The sequence below is a fragment of the Clostridium sp. ZS2-4 genome (genome assembly GCF_026719745.1).
Lineage (GTDB): Bacteria > Bacillota > Clostridia > Clostridiales > Clostridiaceae > Clostridium_H.
The window spans coordinates 250461-270878 of the sequence record NZ_JAPPRQ010000011.1 but is presented as its reverse complement, the minus strand read 5'-3'; the positions used below and the strand labels follow the sequence as shown (position 1 = coordinate 270878).

Genomic DNA, 20418 nt, shown 5'->3' with positions numbered 1-20418 from the left:
TCTCCTCCTCTGTGGTGTTTGGTTTTATGTGGTGTAATTCTATTATGTCGCAGTGGAGGAAAATATAAAAGCCTAACGGCTTAAAAATTAGACAAATCAATGCTTGTGGAATTCTGCAAGCGACTATAAATCACTAAACACAAAGGAGGTAATATAATTGGAAACGCATCCTATAGAAGGTTTAATGAAAAGCACCTTAGAAAATTTAAAAGATATGATTGATGTAAACACTATAGTAGGTGATCCTGTTGAAACAGTAGATGGAACATTAATTATACCTATATCTACAGTATCTTTAGGCTTTGCCTCAGGCGGAAGTGAATTTCCACCTAAAAATCAGAACAATACCAACTCGAATTTTCCATTTGGTGGTGGTTCAGGCTCTGGAGTTACAATTAAACCTGTAGCATTCTTAGTAATAAAAGAAGGTTCTGTAAGACTTCTTCCTGTTAATCAGAAAAATACATATGACAAAATTGTAGATGGAATTCCACAAATTATAGACATATTGAAAAACTCATTTTCTCAAAAAGCTTCTAAAAAAGAGAACGATGAAATAACTGTAGAGGAAGAATAAATTTATTCTTCCTCTACAGCTATTTCATCTTCACCCTCAAATTCATCATATTCTGTAAAATTTTCTAATAATGGCATCTGCTTTAACTCTTGTAATCCAAAATGCTTTAAAAATTCATCAGTTGTTACATACATAATTGGTCTACCTGGCACTTTTCTTCTACCAGCCTCTTTAATTAAATTCTTTTCTATTAAACTCTGAATAGCTTTATCACTTTTAACCCCTCTTATCTCATCAATTTCTACTCTTGTTATGGGTTGTTTGTACACAATAACGGCTAAAGTCTCCAAAGCTGCTCTAGACAGTCCTTGTCTTGAATTTGTTTTTAGTAATTTCTGAACATAATCACTATTTTCTGATTTTGTAACAAACATATATTCGTTATGCATGCTGATGAGGCTTATCCCTCTTTCTTCTTGATCATATAAACATCTTAACTCTTCAAGTAACTTGCTCGTATATATTTCTGTACATTCAATAATTGAAGAAATTTCTTTAAGATTTAAAGGATCTCCAGTTACAAATAAAAGAGATTCTATTATTGAAAAATATCTTTTTTTAGTAGAAGCCTCCTTTATTTCAATTTGACTAATATTATTCTCTTTCATTACTTCCTATCTCCTCCATATATATTTCTTTAAAATTTCCCTCTTGAATTACGGATATCATCCTCATTTTGATTAATTCAAGCAGTGCTAAGAAAGTAACAACCTTCTCAATCTTACTTAAGCACTTATTCATAAGTTTAGAAAAGTATACCTTTTTACTACTTATAATTTCATTACTTATCTCAACCATTTTATCCTCTACCTTAAACTTATCTAAAGGAATTTCTTTTTCTATTACATTATCAGTATTCATTTTATTTTGGTAATTAGTTATTAATTTATTATATATATTGAATAAATGTAGAATAGTTATATCTTTTAAAATATCTTTATTGTCAATGTTATCCTTCTTTTCTTCGATTATTTCAGGCTTTTTCTGAAAAGTAATACCAATTTTTTTCTCTCTTTCTGCTAAAAAATTAGCCACTAATTTAAATTTTTTATATTCTAAAAGCTTGCTTACCAATTCTTTTCTTGGATCTTCTTCTTCACTCTCTTCATTATCATTTGATTTTGGTAAAAGCATTTTTGACTTTATTTCAAGCAAGGTTGCCGCTGTAACTATAAATTCTGAGGTAATCTCTAAATCAATTTCTTTCATTCCATCTAAATATTTCAAATATTGAGTAGTAATATCGTAAATTTTAATATCGGATATATCCATTTCATTCTTTTTTATTAAATGTAATAGCAAATCAAACGGGCCTTCAAAATTTTCAATTTTTATGTTCAATGCCATTTAAAATCTCTCCTAAATTTCTTTTAAGATAATACTTTTCTATCGAAAGCAAAGTATCTATTTTTATTTGTTTTAGATAATTAATAATTTTACCTACATCTTCTCCTTGTTGTATTCCTAAACTAAATAAATCATGTCCATTTACTGCCAAAACTGTTCCTTTCATATTCTTTAAATAATTTATAATTTTGTATTTAAATAATTTGTTAAAACTGAACATTTTAATCTCATCTAAGCTAAAATTTTTAAATACTCTATATATTTCAAAATTACTTACTGTATTAACTAATATACTTTCTACTACTGCTTTTGAATCTATATAATCTTTTAAAGATTTTCTAAGCTGTTTTTCTAAAACAGAGTTATTTATAAAAATTTTTATAAACTGCTCATCATTTAAGGCTAAAAACAAATTTAGAATTCGGTTATTAATATAGTAATAATCACAAAACTGATTTTTTTTCCCCAGTAACTTATCTTCTGTATTCATTATTTTAAGTTCATTACAATATGTAATATTCTTAATCCATTCCTCTTCCATGCACATAAGATATATTTCTCTCATAATTCTGTCTTCACTTATCCTATGTATCATACCGTTAAATACAGTATCTTCAATTTCACTTTTATCGTAAAGATTAAATTCATACCTTACTGCATACCTTACCCCTCTAAATATTCTGGTTGGATCTTCACAATAACTATTTCCATGTACTTTCCTGATTCTTTTTAACTTAATATCTTCAACTCCATTAAAGAAATCAATAATTTTTTTGTCAATTAAATCATATGCTACAGCATTTATTGTAAAATCCCTTCTATAAAGATCCGCATATATATCTGAAGGAATAACATTTGGTAACGCTCCATCAAAATCATAACACTCTTTTCTGCATCTTATTAAATCAATTGTAATACCATTATTAAATATTATAGTACTCGTCTGAAAATTTTCATGATACTTATATTTTTTTATATATTTCATATTGTTGATAATATTAATTGGATTTGTAGTTACACATATATCAATGTCATTAACTTTCTTGCCCAAAAGCCCATCTCTAACTGCTCCACCTACAATATAAACTTTAACTCCTTGTTTAATACACTCATTCTTAACTAAATTAATTACAAATTTTTCTTCTATACTGAAATTTTCTATAATATTCATTGCATATACCTCTGATATTTAAAATTCAGATAGAGTAAAATTTCCATCTGAATTAAGTTTCACTTTATATTATAATATAAAAAACAAAAAGTCCACAGGCTATACTGCGGACTTTCTTACTTTAGATAGCTTTATCAAATAAATCCATCAAGTGATATTTAATATTGTCAAATAGATTATGTGCCTTTATATCTCTATCACTATAAATTGGAACTTTTCCATAAAGTTTTTCATTTACATATACTTCACAATAACCTATTTCTTCATTCTTTTTATATTCTTTCATACCTGTTTTTAAAACACATTTCTTAGTAATTTTATTTTCTACTCCTCTTTCTAAAATTACGTTAAAATCTTCTCCCGCTTTTGCCATAATAAACTTATCGCCTTTTTTATTTAAAGGAACCTTTTCTACATCATCATGTTTAACTAAAACCTTTTTAGCTTCAAATTTAGAAAATCCATAGTTCATAAGCATACTGGCATCTCTGTTTCTAACTTTATAAGTTGGCGCTCCCATTATAACAGATAACATTCTTATATTATCTCTTGTTGCTGTAGCTGAAATACAATATTTTGCCTCATTTGTAAATCCCGTCTTTAATCCGTCACAGCCTTTATAAAATCTAACTAATTTATTGTGATTAACCAATCCAATAGGTTGTTTTCTACCTTCAGATATAGTTTCCATATATGTGCCTGTATATTTTAAAATTTTTTCATGCTTCAACAACTCACGAGACATAAGTGCAATATCATATGCACTTGTTAAATGTCCCTCAGCAGAAAGACCATGGCAATTCTTAAAAGTCGTATCCTTCATACCTAACTCTTGTGCTCTTTCATTCATTTTTTTTACAAAAGCAGCTTCATTTCCACTTATGTATTCAGCCAAAGTAACTGCTGCATCATTTCCTGACGCTATAGCAACTCCTTTCAAAAGCTCCTCAACGGTTCTTGTTTCACCTGTATCCAAAAGCATACTACTGCTGCCGTTTCCTCCCATTTTTTTTGCATTTTCACTGACTACAACCGTATCAGTCAACTTAATTTTTCCTGAATCAACATTTTCCATAGTTATAAGCATTGTCATTATTTTAGTTACAGATGCAGGAGCAAATTTTTCATGAATATTTTTTTCATATATAATTTTACCGCTGCAAGGTTCCATTAACAGTCCCGCTCTAGCTTCCACATCAAGACCATTCCCCTCTGCCTTAACTGTCAATACAAATATTTGACTTATGAAAATTACTGATAACAAAATACATATTAACGCCTTATTTTTAAATTTCATATTTATCCCCTTTCTACACTACTTGAAGTTACAATTTTATTTTTACCAATTTAAATAAGATTATGACAAAATATCAAAAAATAAAAATAAGTGTCTTAAATATAAGCCACTTATTTTATATAAAATATTTTTCTATCTAAGTAAATGCACACCCCTAAAGCTATGCTCTTGGATGTGCACTCTTGTATACATCAACTATTTTGCTTTGTTTGCAAATACCTGAATAAATTTGAGTAGTTGCTATGGAATTATGTCCTAATAATTCCTGTACTGATTTCATATCTGCACCATTTTGGAGCAAATGTACTGCAAAAGAATGTCTTAAGGTATAAGAATTTATCCTTTTGTTTATTTTTGTTTCTTTAGCATATTGCTTTACTATCTTCCAAAATCCCTGCCTTGTCATCTTTTCACCTCTTAAGTTAAAAAACAAAAGATTTGAATTATCTGAATGAATATTTTCCCGTATTTGTAAATATTCATTCAAGCAATTTACTGCATAACTTCCTATAGGAATAATTCTCTCTTTATTTTTTGTTCCTTTACATTTTATATAAGCTAATTTTGTGTTTGTATCAAAAATACTTAAGTTTAATAATTCAGATACTTTTATTCCTGCAGCATACATAATTTCCAACATAGTCTTATCACGAACACCTTTATAGGTGCTGCAGTCAGGAGCATCCAAAAATCTGTCAACTTCATCTACTGTAAGAATCTCTGGAATATTGCGTTTATTCTTCGGAACTTCATAGTTAACAAGAGGATTGTCATGAATTTTCCCACTCTTGATTAAATATTTATAAAAATTTCTAAGTGAAACTAAATTTCTGATAATAGAACTATTTGCTCGTCCTTCTTTTTTTAAAGTTTGAACATAAGCCATTATAGATACCATATCTACATTTATGGCATCCTCTTCCCTTTTAGATAAGAAATCATTAAATTTCTTTATATCCCGTTTGTATGCATCAACAGTATTATTACTTAATTCCCTTTTTCTCATATCTTCAATAAATTTAGCTAAATATTTTTCCATAATTTTTCTCCAATTTCTTATTACATATATAACTTATTGATTATAAATAAAAAAACTGATTTACAAGATAAATGAATTTCCATAAAATAATCTTGTTTTTGCTTAAAACATTAAAAACCATGATACTGTTCCTTGCAGGTTTATATTTAATTATAAACATTTTTATTACTATGTCAAAAACATGTGGTAATATTGTTCCCAAAAACAAAATTATTAAAATGCACTTTAAAATTAATATTATAAAGTTATTTATGTCCTTAATATCATTCATCCCCAAGCACATCCTGCACCCATTACTAAAAGTTTTAACATATTAGGACTTATATATCCTTCTAGAAAAAATCCTATTAACATAAGTCCAAGGAGAAGTAAAAATATTGTTGAATAAGGTACTATTCTAACCAGACTATTGCCTTTTAAAGTTTTAAATTCATTATGCTTTAAAAGTATTAGTGAGAATTCCATTGCAGTAACAGAAGCAATGACTATACAGGGAATGTATATTATATTCTGAGGGAATATTGCTAAAATATTTACAAGTACTCCTTTAGTTCCTAAACCATTAATAACAAAGCTAGTTGTAAAACCTATTGTAAATCCTTTAATTAAGTCAAGAATAAGTATTATTGGAATTCCAAGCATAGAAAGCCCTAAAAACCATATACATATGATTATTGGTACATTATTTCTTACCGCTTGTAAAAATATGTGTTTTTTATCTATTTTGCTTAAATCTATATCTTTAGTAAATTCTAAAAAGCAACTTACCAAACTATTTTTTTCGACTTCCCCCATATATTTTACTGTATAAATTCCAAGCACTATACCTATACATAGAAATAATAAACTTATAATATATAATAATAAATTTCTATGTATGTGCTCATATAGATTTGCAATAGTTTTAATGTTTTTCATGCATTATTCCTCCTTTTGTTAATCATCTTTTTTAATATTTATGATTACAAAAGAAGTAATATGCACATTTAAATCATCATGAAAACGGAAATAGTTTTTGCATCTATAATTTCACCATTCTTTATCATATCTTTAACTTTTTCTATTTTTACTTCATGTATATTAATAAATTCATCTTCATCTCCGCCTATCTTACCTTCAAATAAATCTTCTGCCTTATATAAATAAATATATTCATCACAAAATCCAGGTGTAGTAGCTATTTTACCCAAATAATTAAATTTGCCTGCTTTGTATCCAGTTTCTTCCTCCAACTCTCTTCTTCCGCAAGCTTCAATATCTTCTTTATATTCTAATTTACCTGCCGGAATCTCTAATATACATTTTCCTAAAGGATTTCTAAACTGTTCTACCAAAAGCACAGTATTTTTTGTTTTATATGCTAAAATAGCCACTCCTCCTGGATGCTTTACAATTTCTCTTTTTGCTTCCTTGCCGTTTGGCAATTTTACAAGCCTTTCATCTACTCTTATAATTTTACCTTCATATTTATTTACTTCTTCTAGAGTTTTTTCAAAACAATTCATCTAAAAGCCTCCAAGATATTAAAATTAATTAGCTTACTTTATTCTTTAATCTTAATTTATCAGCTACCATAGCTATAAATTCAGAATTAGTAGGCTTACCTTTTCCGTTATGTATAGTATACCCAAAAATCTTATTTATAGTTTCTACCTGTCCTCTTGACCACGCTACTTCTATTGCATGTCTTATAGCTCTTTCTACTCTACTGGCAGTTGTATTATATTTTTTTGCTATTGATGGGTATAATTCTTTAGTAACTGCTGATAATAATTCTACATCGTTTACTACCATGCTTATTGCTTCTCTTAAATACATATAACCTTTAATATGTGCAGGAACACCTATTTCATGTATTATGTTTGTGATTTCCGATTCTAAATCTAAAGGCTCACTTTTTCTAACTTTAATTTCTTCTGTTTCAATTAATGAAACTGTTTTCTTAACTTGGTCACTTGATATAGTATTGTTAAACATTTGTCTAATTCTTTTTGTAAATACGTCCATATCAAATGGTTTTACTACATAATAATCTGCTCCTAGTGTAATAGCTCTTTGTGTAATCTTATCCTGTCCTACTGCTGATAATACTATCACTCTTGGCATTGGGTCTATATTTATTGTATTTAATCTTTCTAGTACACCTAATCCATCTAAATGCGGCATTATTATATCAAGTACTACTAAATCAGGCTGTTTTTCTTGTATAAGCTTTAATGCTTCAATACCATCTTTTGCAACCCCTGTAACTACAATATCTCTTTGATTTAATAAATAATCATTAAGAATGTTACAAAATTCTTTGTTATCATCTGCAATAACAACACTTATTTTATTATTTTCCATCAATATATCGCTCCTTTACGTCTATTCCATTTCTTAACAGTTAAATTCGACAAAAGATTAATAATTCCTTCTTCTTTAGAAAAATTTTCAAATTTATTATGACAACATAAAAAGATAGCTTGCGCTATCCTTTTATTTTACTCTTATTAGTATGACATTGCTAGTAATTCATCAAAATATCCGCATCTTTCAACATCCACTCAATATAAATTCCATATCCTACATCAGGTCTGTTTATTAAGACATGAGTTACAGCTCCTACAAGTTTATTATCTTGTATTATAGGACTTCCACTCATGCCTTGAACAATTCCACCTGTTTTGCTTAATAATACTGGATCAGTAACTTTTATAATCATACTTTTAGGTCCTGGTTCATCTTGTATCAATAATTTTTCAATTTTTATATCATATAACTGAGGTTCTGCTCCTTCAACAGTTGTCAAAATCTTTGCTGGTCCTTCTTTTATTTCGTTTCTTAAAGCAATTTTCATGGGACTGTTATATTTTTTATTAACTAATTTGTCATTTCCACATCCATATATTCCACATATGGTGTTTTTATTTACTCTTCCTAAAGCTGTTTCTTCATTAATAAATATTCCTCTTAATTCTCCCGGATTGCCTTTTTGACCTTTTCTTAAAGAAATAATAGATGACTCAATTATTTCGCCTTGATTAATCTTTAATATGGTTCCAGTATCCACATCTGTAATAGGATGTCCCAATGCTCCAAATTTTTTAGTTTTTCCATCATAAAAAGTCAATGTTCCTACTCCTGAGGTTGAATCTCTAACCCATAAGCCAATTTTATAGTTTTCATCATCTTTATTTTTTATAGGCTTTACTGTTTTTTCAATTATTTTATTATTTCTTTCTAGGACTATTTTAAGTTTCTTATTTTTATTTAAGTCTATTTCTCTGATAAGTTCATCTGAATTATTTATACTTGAATCATTTACTTTTAAAATAATATCTCCTACTTGTATTCCACTTTCTGCTGATGGACTAATAACTTTTCCTCGAGTAGTTTCTATATCTGAAAATGCCACTACCAAAACACCTTTAGTAGTTAATTTAACACCTAATGGTGTTCCACCAGGATAAACATAAATTTCTGGTGCAGATTTAACTGAAACAGATTTTATAGGCAATATTCCTAAAAAACTAACATCTATAGTTTCTTCATTTTCCTTTAAATTCTTATGCATAAATGAATATTTGTTTAGTTTTAAAATATAATTAGAATTTAATTGCTCATTTTCTTTTAAAAAAATTGTATCAGGTAAAGTTGCAGTATTATAATATATACTGGTTATTAAAACTATGAGCGGAATTAAAATCCAGCATATTATGCATTGCTTTTTACTTTTCATATTTATACCTCCTGCATAACACACTCTGTTTGATTTTAATTTGCCCTTTTTAAAAATTTATTATGCTATTGTATGTTTTGAAACTTAGTAATTCTTTAATAGTAAAGCAAATATATGATAATTTATTTAGAAAAAACAAAAAATTCATAATCATATACTGATTATGAATTTATTCTATAGAAGTTAATTCTATTTTTTTCTCATTTGCTAACTTAATCATTTCTTTTGAATGTTCTAATGTTAAATCTGTGATTTCTGATCCACCAATCATTCTTGATATTTCTTCTTCTTTTTGTTTTTCACACATCTTCTTTATATCGGTAAATGTTTTTTCATCTTTTATATTTTTAGAAACTAAAAAATGCACATCCGACATACTTGCAATCTGTGGAAGATGCGTTACACAAAACACTTGACAATTTCTAGATATAAGATACATTTTTTCAGCAACTCTTTGAGCTATTCTTCCACTTATACCTGTATCTATTTCATCAAATATAATCGAAGGAATTTCTTCTTTATTTACAAAAACAGTTTTTAAACCCAGCATTATTCTTGATAATTCTCCACCAGATACAACACTGTCTAATGATTTAAGAGGCTGACCTGGATTTGTTGATATTAAGAATTGTACCTTGTCACATCCATTATGGAAAAAATCATTTTCCAAAGATATGTTTATTTTAAATATACTTTTTTCTAATCCAACATAATCCAATTCTTTTTTTATTCTTTCTTCTAAAATTTCTGCAATTTCCTTTCTTAAGTTGTGAATAACTTTAGCTTGTTTCTTCATATCATTGCAAATAGTTGTACGTTCTTTTTGTAATTTTTCAATAATTTCGTTGCAATTAATCATTTCATCAAATTGTTTAGAAATTTTTTCTTTATAGTTTAAAATTTCTTCAATGGTTTTTCCATATTTTCTTTTATATGTATCTATTTGAAATATTCTACTATTAATATGTTCCAATTCATTTCTGTCATAAGATATATTTTGTCGTATGTTTCTAATATCAGTAATATTTTGTTCTATATTAAAGTATGATTCTTCTAATGAATCAGCAATAATTTTCACCTCTTCTAATTTATCCTGGATGACTCTTAATTCACGTATCACTTTATTTAAAGAATCATATACAGATGAAAAATCATCGTTACTGTCATATAAAATTTTATAACTGCTAATAAGAACATTACTAATCTTTTCAGCATTATTAAGAAATGTATATCTTTTTTCTAATTCTATATCCTCGTCAGGTTTTAGATTTGCATTATTTATTTCATCAATTTGATATTTTAAAAAATCAATTATTTTCTCTCTTTCTCCATTATTTACACCTAAATCAGATATTTTATTATCTATCTCTGTTAATTTTCGATAATTAACATTGTATTCCTCAATCACCTTATTTAATCTTTTCTCTCCAAATTTATCTAAATAAGATATATGAGTAGAATAGTTTAATAACTCTTGATTTTCATGCTGACCATGAATATTTATTAAAGTTTCTGAAAGCTTTTTAACTTGTGACATTAAAATAGATTTACCATTTATTTTCACAACACTTTTTCCTGACTTGAAAGTTTCTCTGCTGATTATAATCAAATCCTCAAAGTCTATTTCCATTTCTCTTAAAATATCAAATGAGTTTTTATTTTCTATATCAAAAATTGCTTCAACAAAAGTCTTTTCTTCCCCATTTCTTATTAAACCTTTGTTGAATTTTCCTCCAAGAACAAAATTTATAGCATCAATTATTATAGATTTACCTGCTCCTGTTTCACCTGTTAAAATATTAAATCCTTTTTCAAAGGATATGCTTAATTGTTCTATTAATGCAAAATTTTTAATATTTATTTGAAGAAGCATAGTACCCTCCTACTTTGCCAAAAGCATCTTCTTAAGTTTTTTAACCAATTCCAATGCTTTTTCTTCATTAATAGCCAAAATAAAAATTGTATTATCTCCAGCTATACTTCCAGCAATTCCTGTAAAATTCATAGAATCAATAGATTCTGCTGCTGCAGAACCTGAACCTGAAATAGTCTTTACAACTACAATATTTTGAACATTCTCAACACTCATTACAGTATGAGTAAAAATATTTACTAATTTGTTAGACAGAAAATTTTCACTTGGTTCAATTGCTGCATACTTATATGTACCTTTATCTGATAGAACCTTAATTAATTTCAGTTCCTTTATATCTCTTGATACAGTGGCTTGGGTAACATCCATTCCTATTTTTTTAAGTTCTTCTGCTAATTCTTCCTGTGTCTCAATATCTTTTGATTTTATAATTTCTAAAATTTTTGAATGACGTTCTAATTTCATATTATATCTCCTTAATAACTAAAAAATTTTTTTTCTTAATACTTCAAAATAATCATATCCATCTATTTTAATCAATTTACATTTCACATCATGTTGCTTGATTGTAATTTTTTCCTTTTTATCTAATTCAATTGATTTTTGCCCATCTACAGTTAAAAAAGCGCTTTCATTTTTTTTATCAATCAATATACTAATTTCACTTTTACTTTCAAGTATTATACTTCTCATTTGCATGGAATGAGGACATATAGGCGTAAGTAATATCACATCTAGAGTTGGATAAATTATAGGACCTCCAGCTGAAAGTGCATATGCTGTAGAACCAGTAGGAGTAGATACAATTACTCCATCCGCCTTAAAAGATGTGTAAAATTTATCATTGATAAATATGTCATATTTAAATATTCTTGATAATGTTCCTTTAGAAATTACTACATCATTAAGACAACTATAAGTTTTTTTATTTTCTTCATTGACAATTTCACACTGAAGCATCATTCTATCTTCAATATGAAACTTACCTTTGCTTAAATTCTCAATAGCAGCCTCAAACTCCAAGCTCTCAACACCTGTCAAAAAACCTAAATTTCCCATGTTTATACCCAATATAGGAATTCCATATGGTGCTATAGCTCTAGCAGTACTCAAAATAGTGCCATCACCACCTAAAGATATGACAATATCAACTTTTTCACTTTCCAGGCTCTTTAATCCACTGCAGTTAGTATATATTTTTACATTTGCATCTTTAATATTCTTTTTGATTTTGTAAATTATATTATCAATAACTTCTTTATCAATAAACTTGCTACTATTAATGTTAACACCTATATTTTTCATTTTTCCTCCTGCTATAGATTGTCATGTGAAGAATCAACAACGGTATTTACTGTTTCAAAATTAAATTCCTTCTCATATTCCTTGTCTTTTGTAAAGTATACCAAATATTCGATATTTCCTTCTGGTCCTTTGATTGGTGAATGATCCAGTCCAATAATTTTCAAATTGCTTTCTACTAAGAAACTTAGTATGTTATTTATTACTTCCTTATGTGTACTTGCCTCTCTAACAACACCTTTTTTTCCAATTTTATCTCTTCCTGCTTCAAACTGAGGCTTTATTAAAGCTACAATTTCACCTTTATTATTTAACAAATTAACAATTGCAGGTATTATTTTTTTTAAAGATATAAATGATACATCTATACTTGCAAAGTCTGAATACTCTCCAATATCTTCATACGTTAAGTGTCTGGCATTAGTTCTTTCCATACACACAACTCTAGGATCTATTCTTAATTTCCATGCAAATTGACCATATCCTACGTCAATTGCAAATACTTTTTTTGCTCCATTTTGAAGCATACAATCACTGAATCCCCCAGTAGAAGCTCCTATGTCCATGCATGTTTTATCCTTTAAATCTATTTTAAAGCTTTTTATTGCTTTTTCAAGTTTAAATCCCCCTCTACTTACATAGGGCATAACTTGTCCTTTAAATTCTATATTAGCGTTTTCAAAAACTTTTTCACCACATTTGTCTATTCTCTCACCATCTACAAATATTTCTCCAGCCATAATACTAGCTTTAGCTCTTTCTCTGGATTCAAAAAAATTTTTTTTTACTAAAAGCATATCTAATCTTTCTTTTTTTGCTGAGCTCATTTTAAAACTCCTTTATCTATATTTATTTAAAATTCATTATATTATTTTAACGATGTTTTCAAATATACCATCTGCATCTAATTTATTTATTTTATATAAAATTTCTACACTTCCATGAGAAATAAAATTATCTTCATATCCTAAGTTTAAAATTTTCACATTTTTATCTATTGAATTTGCATAATCCAACACCATAGAACCTAACCCACCTAGCTTTGCATTGTCTTCTACAGTAACGATTTTATAATTATTTGATATTAGATATTTAATCATATTTTTGTCTATTGGCTTTATGAAATTAGCATTTATAATAGTAACATCTATGCCTTGTGATTTCAGTTTTTCTCTTGCTTCCAAAGCCATTTGAACCATTTTACCCACAGCAATTACAGCAATATTTCCTTCCCTATACAATATTTCCCATTTACCTTTTTTAAAATCAGTTAAAGGCTTTAGCATCAAATCGGCACTGTCTCCTCCTCTTGGATACCTAATTGCTACCGGGAAATCTTGCTCTACGGCCCAACGAAGCATATATCTTAATTCATCAATACACTTGGGACTCATTATAGTCATATTAGGCATATGACACAGATAGGATATATCAAATACTCCTTGATGAGTTTCACCATCATTCCCTACAATTCCTGCTCTATCTATTGCAAAAACTACTGGTAGATTCTGTTGACATACATCATGAATTACTTGATCATATGCTCTTTGAAGAAAAGTAGAGTATACAGCAAATACAGGTCTTAAACCTGATAAAGCCATACCTGCTGCTAGTGTTACCGCATGTTGTTCAGCTATGCCTACATCAAAAAATCTATCTTTAAATTTTTCACTGAATTCAGCAAGTCCTGTACCATCTCTCATTGCAGCAGTAATTGCTACAATTTTTTCATTTGTAGAAGCTAATTTTAACATTTCATTTCCAAAAGTCTTTGAATATGTACAAATATTCTTTTTTTCTACTTCTCCAGTATTTCTATTAAAGGCAGAAATTCCATGAAACTTATCAGGACTTTCTTCAGCAAATTTATATCCTTTACCTTTTTTAGTAATAGTATGTATAATAACTGGTCCTTTAATTTCCTTGGCCATTGTGAAAACTTTTCTTAATTCCTTAATATTATGCCCATCGATTGGTCCAAGATATTTAATACCCATATCCTCAAAAAACATTCCTGGAACCACTATCTGTTTAATTCCAGATTTTATTTTTTTTATTGAGTCCGCAACACTATTCCCGAAATTTGTTTTTCTAAGTATATCATTAAAATCCTCTTTAAATTTATTATATTTAGGATCAATCCTCAATTTACTTAAATATGTAGAAACCCCTCCAACATTTTTAGCAATTGACATCTGGTTATCGTTTAAAATTATAATTAAATCTGTTTTTCTGTCTCCAACATCGTTTAGAGCTTCTAAAGCCATGCCTCCAGTTAATGCTCCATCACCTATAACTGCAACTACACTATAATCTTCTTTATTTAAATCTCTTGATCGTGCAATTCCTAGAGCTGCAGAAATAGAGGTACTGCTGTGTCCCGTTTCAAAAACATCATACTTACTTTCACATCTTTTAGGGAAACCGCTAATACCTTTATATTGTTTTAATGTATTAAATTTATCCTTTCTTCCGGTTAATATCTTATGTATATATGTTTGGTGTCCAACATCCCATACAATTTTGTCTTTATCTATATTAAACACTTGATACAAACTTAGGGTAAGTTCTACTACACCTAAATTAGAAGCTAAATGCCCTCCAGTCTTAGATGTTTTATCAATTAAAAATTCTCTTAATTCTTTTGATAATTCTTTTAATTCTTTATATGATAATTTTTTTAAATCATTTACATTATCAAGTTTATCAAGTATACTATACATTTTATCCTCTTCCCTTTTTAACAACATGTATTATTTTTGACACAGCAAAAATAATATCATTGCAATTTTTCATGGCAAAGCTTTTACCAAGTGCTTTACCTCCTACTGTCATAGCCGCAATTATAGATCCTACAATCGCTCCTATTAACAGTACATGTTTATCATTTGCATTTGGAAAACTTATAATGATTTTAGATAAAATAGTAGCTCCTATTGCTCCACTAACAACACCGCACACATCACCTATAACATCGTTGCAAAAATTTGATACTTTGTCAGCGTTTCTAATTAAATTCACAGCAATTTTTGCCCCATCAATCTTTTTAGCGGACATTGAATGAAAAGGTTTCTCACTAGCAGCCGTAACCGCTACTCCTATAATATCAAAAAAAATGCCTAAAGAAATTATAGCAATCAATATAATACAAGCTAATATTAAATTTACTTTTGGCAATGTCATATTAGAAAAAAATGAAATACTACCTGAAATTATTATTGTCCAAAGTACTATTTTAAATATCCATAATTTATTATTTTTCTTTTTCTTATTTCTTTTCTTTTTAATATTTTTATTTGTATTTGATATCTTACTATTATGCAAAAAATACTCCTCCATTATGTATAAGAAGAGTGGCAGCATACTGGATAAATCTTACGGCTTAGGTCTAGTAGGATTTCCCATAGAGCAAACCATACGTCGCCGTCCTGGCAGTTTCCTTTTAACGCTCTACCTATAGTGTCACCAGCTATAAAACTAGACTACCACTTAGTCCGTACTGCAATCGCCAGTATACTTCTTTCGAACAGCCTAGGAGTTTTCCTCGACAGTTAGGTATTTCCCTAGCCTCTTTTGCAAAATGGGTTTAAGTAATTTTTACCTCCACCCACTTCACTCAAGGCAGGCTACTCTGTACATAGCTTTTCACCACAATACAGGTTTAATCCATTGTCGTAGTATGGGTATTTCTCCCAAACCACAAGTCATGGTCTCCGCGAAGGTAGGGTCAATTGCGCATGCCTTTGCGGTTGCCCCAGCCCTCTTACTCCCAGCACCAACCCATAACTGGGCGTTACAAGCCAGCACCAGAAACTTCATCGATGTGCCCTTTAGCGGATTTTTAGCCCCGCCCTCAAAAAATACTTACCTGACTAGAATACTGCACCACTCTTTTATATAGGGATTATATCACAGGCTTTATAATATTTCAAAATTTGTTTACACCATTCTAGTATAAATATAGATATAAACCGTTTATATAGCTTTTTATTAAAATTCTCTTTTTAAAAGAAAACTAGTTATTTCTTTTAAATTGCTAGTGTTCTTCCCTAAACTATCCAATATTTGCAAACATTCTTCTGTTAACTGCTCACACATATTCTTGCACTTGTCCAAGCCATATTTTGATATAAAAGTAGTTTTATTATTATCCTTATCGCTGTTTACTTTTTTCCCCAAAACTTTTACATCACCAACAACATCCAGAATATCGTCTTTAATTTGAAAAGCCAATCCTAATTTTTCTCCAAACTCAGACAATAGCTTAACATCTTTTTCTTCAGCTTCTCCTAAAATAGCTCCAGATATAATTGCTCCTTTAATTAAGGCTCCTGTTTTTCTGCTGTGCATATAACTTAATTTTTCTTCACTTATGTTCTTACCTTCACTCATTATATCTACTACCTGACCGCCAATCATTCCTTCTACTCCTGAAGCCATTGAAACCACTCTGCATGCTTCTATGATATGCTTTTGGGGATTTAATAAACAATAATCAAAAAGTAAATTCATAGCTTCATTTAGAAGTCCATCACCAGCTAAAATAGCTATAGCATCTCCATATACTTTATGATTTGTCGGTTTTCCTCTTCTCAAATCATCATTATCCATAGCCGGAAGATCATCATGTATCAGTGAATAAGTATGGATCATTTCTAAAGCAGCTGCCACGGGTATTATTTCCCTGTAATCTTCTTTATATGTATTATATGTAAAAAGCATTAAAATTGGTCGTATACGCTTTCCACCAACTTCTATACTATATTTCATTGCATCATATATTATTTTATTATATGAACCCTTTTTATCAAAGTAATCATTAAGCCATAAATTCATTTCTTTCTTAAGCTTATTAATTGTCATATCATTCATCAACCTCTGTAAAATCTTTTTCTCCCTCTTTTGTTAAAATCTTTATTTTTCCTTCGGCTTCGTTTAATATTTTATAAAGCTTATTACAAAGCTTTATACCTTCTTCATAATTTTTTATGGAATTTTCTAGAGAATCCTCTTCATTTTCCATAATATTTATAATATCTTCTACTTGTGTCATCAAGCTTTCAAAAGATTCTTTTTTCCTGGCCATAATAGAACCTCCAATTTACTTTATATCTTCCACATCACCTATATTAGCTTTAATTTTACCATCCTTAAATATAATTTTTATTCCTTTTAATTCTTTAATTTGCTGAGAAGTACTAACAATTTTATTTTGAGAATCTTGTATTACCGAATAGCCTTTATTCAATACATTTAATGGGTTATGTGCACAAAGCAAAGAATTTACTTTTTCCAAACGTCCCTTTTCAAAATCAATTCTCCCATTAATCTTATAAGTAAGATTTTGCATTAGATTATCAACTTTAATATATTGATTTGCTATGTAATTTGTTGGATTATAAAGTTTCAAACGATTATTTAAATACTTTAAATCATTTAATTTATTATTCAAGGTTTTATGAACCCCATAGAATAATATATCTTCATAATTCTGAATCCTGTTGTTAACATCAACCTGATTAAATACAGCAATTTCAGCGGCTGCTGAGGGAGTTGGCGCTCTGAAATCACTTACAAAATCACAAATTGTAAAATCCGTTTCGTGACCCACACCACTAATAATAGGCTTACTGCAATTGTACACTGCATAAGCTAAATTCTCATTATTAAAGGCCCAAAGTTCCTCTATTGAGCCTCCCCCTCTAGCCAAAATTATTATGTCAATATCTTCTCGCTTATCAAAATATTCAATTCCTTTTATTAAATCCAAACTAGCCTTTTCCCCTTGAACCAATGCGGGGTATATTAATAAATCCATCCTAGAATTTCTTCTCTTGGCTACATTTATTATATCCCTTATGGCTGCACCCGTAGAGGATGTGACAATTCCAATTTTTTTAGGATATTGAGGAATATTCTTTTTATGACTCTCATCAAAAATTCCCTCTTTAGAAAGCTTTTCTTTCAATTTCTCAAAAGTAAGAAACAAGTCACCTATACCATCCTGTTTCATTTTTTCACAATAAAATTGATATACTCCATCCTTAGTATATACAGATACTCTGCCTTCAATTATAACTCTGTCTCCATCTTGTGGATTAAAATTTATAGAACTCACATTAGATTTAAACATTATGCAGTTTATTTTTCCATATTCATCCTTTAACGAAAAATACATATGGCCACTGCTGTGCAATTTTAAATTTGAAATTTCTCCTTTAATACATGCATTTTTTAAAATAAAATCATTGTCCAAAACTTTTTTTATATAGCTGTTTAATTGAGAGACAGTTAAAGTTTTTATATGCATTCTACGCTAACCCTTCACAAAGATTTTTTAAAAGCATAGTAGTAGTCATAGCTCCTACCCCTCCTGGAACAGGAGTTACAAAAGCCGCCTTTTCTACAACTTCATCAAAGCACACATCACCTTTAATCTTTCCATCAACCATAGTTGTTCCTACATCTATAACTACAGCTTCTTCTTTAATATACTCCTTAGTAATAAATCCTGGTTTTCCCATTGCACATACTAGTATGTCTGCCTCTCTGCAAATTTCCTTTAAGCCTTTTGTTTTTGAATGACAAATAGTTACAGTGGCATTTTCATTAAGCAATAACTGTGCTGCTGGCTTTCCTACTATGTTACTTCTTCCTATTACTACCGCACGTTTTCCTTCCATATCAATATTAGCACTTTTTATTAATTCAATAATTCCTTTAGGTGTGCATGGTATAAAGGATTTTTCGCCTTTATAAAACCTTCCCGCACTTACACTGCTTAATCCATCAATATCTTTTTCATAGCATATTTTAGAAGTTATATAAGCTTCATTTAAGCCCTTAGGAAGAGGCAATTGAAGAATTATTCCCTTAACTTCCTTATCATTGTTTAATTTTTCAATTATGCCAACAAGCTCATCCTCACTAATATTCTCATCTAAAGATATGCTCCTTACTTTAACCCCTAGCTTAGAGCATAATTTATTTTGATTGTTTACATAGTACACTGATCCCCCATCATTGCCCACTAAAATATTAGCCATGCATGGAGGTTGATAGCCTGAATTCACTTTTCCCTGGATTTTATTTTTAATTTCTTCTCTATATTTTTCTGCAAGCAATTTCCCATCTAATATTTTTCCCATAATTAGCCCCCTAGTAAAATATTTTACTGTTTAATCATATTTGCAAGTACACCATTTATAAATCCTGGGGAATTGCTGTCAGAGTATTTTTTAGCTAACTCGATTCCCTCATTAACTGCAACTTTATCTGGTATTTCATCAACAAATAAAATCTCATAAGTTGAAAGTCTTAATATTGATAAATCTACCTTAGACAATCTATTGAGCTTCCATTTTTTTAAATTTTCTTCTATCTTCTCATCGATAGTTTCAACATCCTCGTCAATTCCTTTAATGATAGTTTCAATATACTTAAAATCTACATCATTCAAATCAATTTCAGTATTCTCTTTAAAATTCTTTACAATTTCCTCATATTCACCTTTATTAATTGTCTTTTCAAATAATAATTTCATAGCAATTTCTCTTGATTTTCTTCTGTTCATAATTTCCTCCTGTTTTTGTACTTAACAATACAATTTTTACCCATAATTTAATTATTGTCAACTTATTTATTCTTATACACTTTTAAACATGGAAACACCCTCTGTTTTCAGAGGGTGTAGTAATTTAATCTTCTTTTTCTTTGATAGTTTCCTCCACCTTAGGAAGTACTACATTTTGAACATAAACATTAACTGCTGATACATTTAATCCAGTCATTGATTCAACTGACTTCTTTACGTTTTCTTGTACTTTTTCAGCTACCTCTTGGATTTTAACCCCATATTTCACTACAACATACAAATCTATAGTTGCACTTTCTTCTCCAACGTTTACTTTTACGCCTTTAGATGCATTTTTCTTACCACTTAACATTTGAGTTATTCCACCAACTAAAGTAGCACTCATTCCCTCAATTCCATCTATTTCAGAAGCTGCCAAACCTGCAATTACCTCTACTACTTCATCTGATATTTTAACAATTCCCATTTCCATCTCTTTCTTTACATTTTCGTCCATT

22 protein-coding genes are annotated in these 20418 nt (G+C 29.0%); 1 reads left to right on the top strand and 21 read right to left on the bottom strand.

What is annotated here, in order from left to right; genetic code table 11:
• The first annotated feature begins 157 nt into the window (after window positions 1-157).
• Window positions 158-577 carry a GerW family sporulation protein gene (gene ytfJ / locus OIO11_RS02490; protein ID WP_268069762.1) on the top strand — a complete coding sequence of 140 codons (420 nt, stop codon included), beginning with the start codon at window positions 158-160 and terminating at the stop codon, window positions 575-577.
• A gap of 2 nt (window positions 578-579) precedes the next feature.
• Here ytfJ and scpB read toward each other — a convergent pair whose 3' ends face one another.
• The 21 genes from scpB to OIO11_RS02385 all read right to left on the bottom strand — a co-directional run bounded on the left by scpB (window position 580) and on the right by OIO11_RS02385 (window position 20417).
• The gene (gene scpB, locus OIO11_RS02485; protein ID WP_268069761.1) at window positions 580-1185 is read right to left on the bottom strand and encodes an SMC-Scp complex subunit ScpB; all 606 of its coding nucleotides are present in this window, start codon (window positions 1183-1185) and stop codon (window positions 580-582) included.
• Window positions 1172-1924 carry a segregation/condensation protein A gene (locus tag OIO11_RS02480; RefSeq protein WP_268069760.1) on the bottom strand — a complete coding sequence of 251 codons (753 nt, stop codon included), beginning with the start codon at window positions 1922-1924 and terminating at the stop codon, window positions 1172-1174. The genes scpB and OIO11_RS02480 overlap by 14 nt, the downstream gene beginning before the upstream one ends.
• Entirely contained in the window at window positions 1902-3095 is a 1194-nt protein-coding gene (locus OIO11_RS02475) for a CCA tRNA nucleotidyltransferase (protein ID WP_268069759.1), read from the bottom strand. Before OIO11_RS02475 ends, OIO11_RS02480 begins: the two co-directional genes overlap by 23 nt.
• A 121-nt stretch (window positions 3096-3216) precedes the next feature.
• A complete protein-coding gene (locus tag OIO11_RS02470) occupies window positions 3217-4392 on the bottom strand; it encodes a D-alanyl-D-alanine carboxypeptidase family protein (RefSeq protein WP_268069758.1) in 1176 nt (391 codons plus the stop codon).
• Between the two features lie 160 nt (window positions 4393-4552).
• Window positions 4553-5431, bottom strand: a complete 879-nt coding sequence (gene xerD / locus OIO11_RS02465) for a site-specific tyrosine recombinase XerD (protein ID WP_268069757.1) — start codon at window positions 5429-5431, stop codon at window positions 4553-4555.
• 267 nt (window positions 5432-5698) lie between these two features.
• On the bottom strand, window positions 5699-6349 hold the full coding sequence (spoIIM, locus tag OIO11_RS02460; RefSeq protein WP_268069756.1) for a stage II sporulation protein M: 651 nt from the start codon (window positions 6347-6349) through the stop codon (window positions 5699-5701).
• A gap of 68 nt (window positions 6350-6417) precedes the next feature.
• Window positions 6418-6936, bottom strand: a complete 519-nt coding sequence (locus OIO11_RS02455) for an NUDIX hydrolase (protein WP_268069755.1) — start codon at window positions 6934-6936, stop codon at window positions 6418-6420.
• Between the two features lie 28 nt (window positions 6937-6964).
• Window positions 6965-7777: a sporulation transcription factor Spo0A gene (gene spo0A / locus OIO11_RS02450; RefSeq protein WP_268069754.1), complete on the bottom strand. Its 813-nt coding sequence runs from the start codon at window positions 7775-7777 to the stop codon at window positions 6965-6967.
• Between the two features lie 160 nt (window positions 7778-7937).
• Entirely contained in the window at window positions 7938-9152 is a 1215-nt protein-coding gene (gene spoIVB, locus OIO11_RS02445) for a SpoIVB peptidase (protein WP_268069753.1), read from the bottom strand.
• Between the two features lie 169 nt (window positions 9153-9321).
• Window positions 9322-11025, bottom strand: coding sequence for a DNA repair protein RecN (recN, locus tag OIO11_RS02440; protein ID WP_268069752.1), 1704 nt, complete (start codon window positions 11023-11025; stop codon window positions 9322-9324).
• Window positions 11026-11034: 9 nt separating this feature from the next.
• The gene (locus tag OIO11_RS02435; RefSeq protein WP_268069751.1) at window positions 11035-11490 is read right to left on the bottom strand and encodes an arginine repressor; all 456 of its coding nucleotides are present in this window, start codon (window positions 11488-11490) and stop codon (window positions 11035-11037) included.
• Window positions 11491-11508: 18 nt separating this feature from the next.
• Window positions 11509-12330: an NAD(+)/NADH kinase gene (locus tag OIO11_RS02430; RefSeq protein ID WP_268069750.1), complete on the bottom strand. Its 822-nt coding sequence runs from the start codon at window positions 12328-12330 to the stop codon at window positions 11509-11511.
• 11 nt (window positions 12331-12341) lie between these two features.
• Window positions 12342-13154, bottom strand: coding sequence for a TlyA family RNA methyltransferase (locus tag OIO11_RS02425; RefSeq protein ID WP_268069749.1), 813 nt, complete (start codon window positions 13152-13154; stop codon window positions 12342-12344).
• A gap of 36 nt (window positions 13155-13190) precedes the next feature.
• The gene (dxs, locus tag OIO11_RS02420) at window positions 13191-15050 is read right to left on the bottom strand and encodes a 1-deoxy-D-xylulose-5-phosphate synthase (protein WP_268069748.1); all 1860 of its coding nucleotides are present in this window, start codon (window positions 15048-15050) and stop codon (window positions 13191-13193) included.
• 1 nt (window position 15051) lies between these two features.
• Window positions 15052-15651, bottom strand: coding sequence for a hypothetical protein (locus tag OIO11_RS02415; protein ID WP_268069747.1), 600 nt, complete (start codon window positions 15649-15651; stop codon window positions 15052-15054).
• Between the two features lie 666 nt (window positions 15652-16317).
• On the bottom strand, window positions 16318-17190 hold the full coding sequence (locus tag OIO11_RS02410) for a polyprenyl synthetase family protein (protein ID WP_268069770.1): 873 nt from the start codon (window positions 17188-17190) through the stop codon (window positions 16318-16320).
• 1 nt (window position 17191) lies between these two features.
• A complete protein-coding gene (locus OIO11_RS02405; protein WP_268069746.1) occupies window positions 17192-17413 on the bottom strand; it encodes an exodeoxyribonuclease VII small subunit in 222 nt (73 codons plus the stop codon).
• 15 nt (window positions 17414-17428) lie between these two features.
• On the bottom strand, window positions 17429-18637 hold the full coding sequence (xseA, locus tag OIO11_RS02400; RefSeq protein WP_268069745.1) for an exodeoxyribonuclease VII large subunit: 1209 nt from the start codon (window positions 18635-18637) through the stop codon (window positions 17429-17431).
• A gap of 1 nt (window position 18638) precedes the next feature.
• Entirely contained in the window at window positions 18639-19475 is an 837-nt protein-coding gene (locus OIO11_RS02395) for a bifunctional methylenetetrahydrofolate dehydrogenase/methenyltetrahydrofolate cyclohydrolase (RefSeq protein ID WP_268069744.1), read from the bottom strand.
• A gap of 23 nt (window positions 19476-19498) precedes the next feature.
• Entirely contained in the window at window positions 19499-19900 is a 402-nt protein-coding gene (nusB, locus tag OIO11_RS02390) for a transcription antitermination factor NusB (RefSeq protein WP_268069743.1), read from the bottom strand.
• A gap of 124 nt (window positions 19901-20024) precedes the next feature.
• On the bottom strand, window positions 20025-20417 hold the full coding sequence (locus OIO11_RS02385) for an Asp23/Gls24 family envelope stress response protein (protein WP_268069742.1): 393 nt from the start codon (window positions 20415-20417) through the stop codon (window positions 20025-20027).
• Between the last annotated feature and the right edge of the window lies 1 nt (window position 20418).

What these genes read in the sequence shown, in the direction of transcription:
- scpB (WP_268069761.1), bottom strand. Translation starts at nt 1,185, where the DNA reads ATGAAAGAGAATAATATTAGTCAAATTGAAATAAAGGAGGCTTCTACT.
- OIO11_RS02480 (WP_268069760.1), bottom strand. Translation starts at nt 1,924, where the DNA reads ATGGCATTGAACATAAAAATTGAAAATTTTGAAGGCCCGTTTGATTTG.
- OIO11_RS02475 (WP_268069759.1), bottom strand. Translation starts at nt 3,095, where the DNA reads ATGAATATTATAGAAAATTTCAGTATAGAAGAAAAATTTGTAATTAAT.
- OIO11_RS02470 (WP_268069758.1), bottom strand. Translation starts at nt 4,392, where the DNA reads ATGAAATTTAAAAATAAGGCGTTAATATGTATTTTGTTATCAGTAATT.
- xerD (WP_268069757.1), bottom strand. Translation starts at nt 5,431, where the DNA reads ATGGAAAAATATTTAGCTAAATTTATTGAAGATATGAGAAAAAGGGAA.
- spoIIM (WP_268069756.1), bottom strand. Translation starts at nt 6,349, where the DNA reads ATGAAAAACATTAAAACTATTGCAAATCTATATGAGCACATACATAGA.
- OIO11_RS02455 (WP_268069755.1), bottom strand. Translation starts at nt 6,936, where the DNA reads ATGAATTGTTTTGAAAAAACTCTAGAAGAAGTAAATAAATATGAAGGT.
- spo0A (WP_268069754.1), bottom strand. Translation starts at nt 7,777, where the DNA reads ATGGAAAATAATAAAATAAGTGTTGTTATTGCAGATGATAACAAAGAA.
- spoIVB (WP_268069753.1), bottom strand. Translation starts at nt 9,152, where the DNA reads ATGAAAAGTAAAAAGCAATGCATAATATGCTGGATTTTAATTCCGCTC.
- recN (WP_268069752.1), bottom strand. Translation starts at nt 11,025, where the DNA reads ATGCTTCTTCAAATAAATATTAAAAATTTTGCATTAATAGAACAATTA.
- OIO11_RS02435 (WP_268069751.1), bottom strand. Translation starts at nt 11,490, where the DNA reads ATGAAATTAGAACGTCATTCAAAAATTTTAGAAATTATAAAATCAAAA.
- OIO11_RS02430 (WP_268069750.1), bottom strand. Translation starts at nt 12,330, where the DNA reads ATGAAAAATATAGGTGTTAACATTAATAGTAGCAAGTTTATTGATAAA.
- OIO11_RS02425 (WP_268069749.1), bottom strand. Translation starts at nt 13,154, where the DNA reads ATGAGCTCAGCAAAAAAAGAAAGATTAGATATGCTTTTAGTAAAAAAA.
- dxs (WP_268069748.1), bottom strand. Translation starts at nt 15,050, where the DNA reads ATGTATAGTATACTTGATAAACTTGATAATGTAAATGATTTAAAAAAA.
- OIO11_RS02410 (WP_268069770.1), bottom strand. Translation starts at nt 17,190, where the DNA reads ATGACAATTAATAAGCTTAAGAAAGAAATGAATTTATGGCTTAATGAT.
- OIO11_RS02405 (WP_268069746.1), bottom strand. Translation starts at nt 17,413, where the DNA reads ATGGCCAGGAAAAAAGAATCTTTTGAAAGCTTGATGACACAAGTAGAA.
- xseA (WP_268069745.1), bottom strand. Translation starts at nt 18,637, where the DNA reads ATGCATATAAAAACTTTAACTGTCTCTCAATTAAACAGCTATATAAAA.
- OIO11_RS02395 (WP_268069744.1), bottom strand. Translation starts at nt 19,475, where the DNA reads ATGGGAAAAATATTAGATGGGAAATTGCTTGCAGAAAAATATAGAGAA.
- nusB (WP_268069743.1), bottom strand. Translation starts at nt 19,900, where the DNA reads ATGAACAGAAGAAAATCAAGAGAAATTGCTATGAAATTATTATTTGAA.
- OIO11_RS02385 (WP_268069742.1), bottom strand. Translation starts at nt 20,417, where the DNA reads ATGGACGAAAATGTAAAGAAAGAGATGGAAATGGGAATTGTTAAAATA.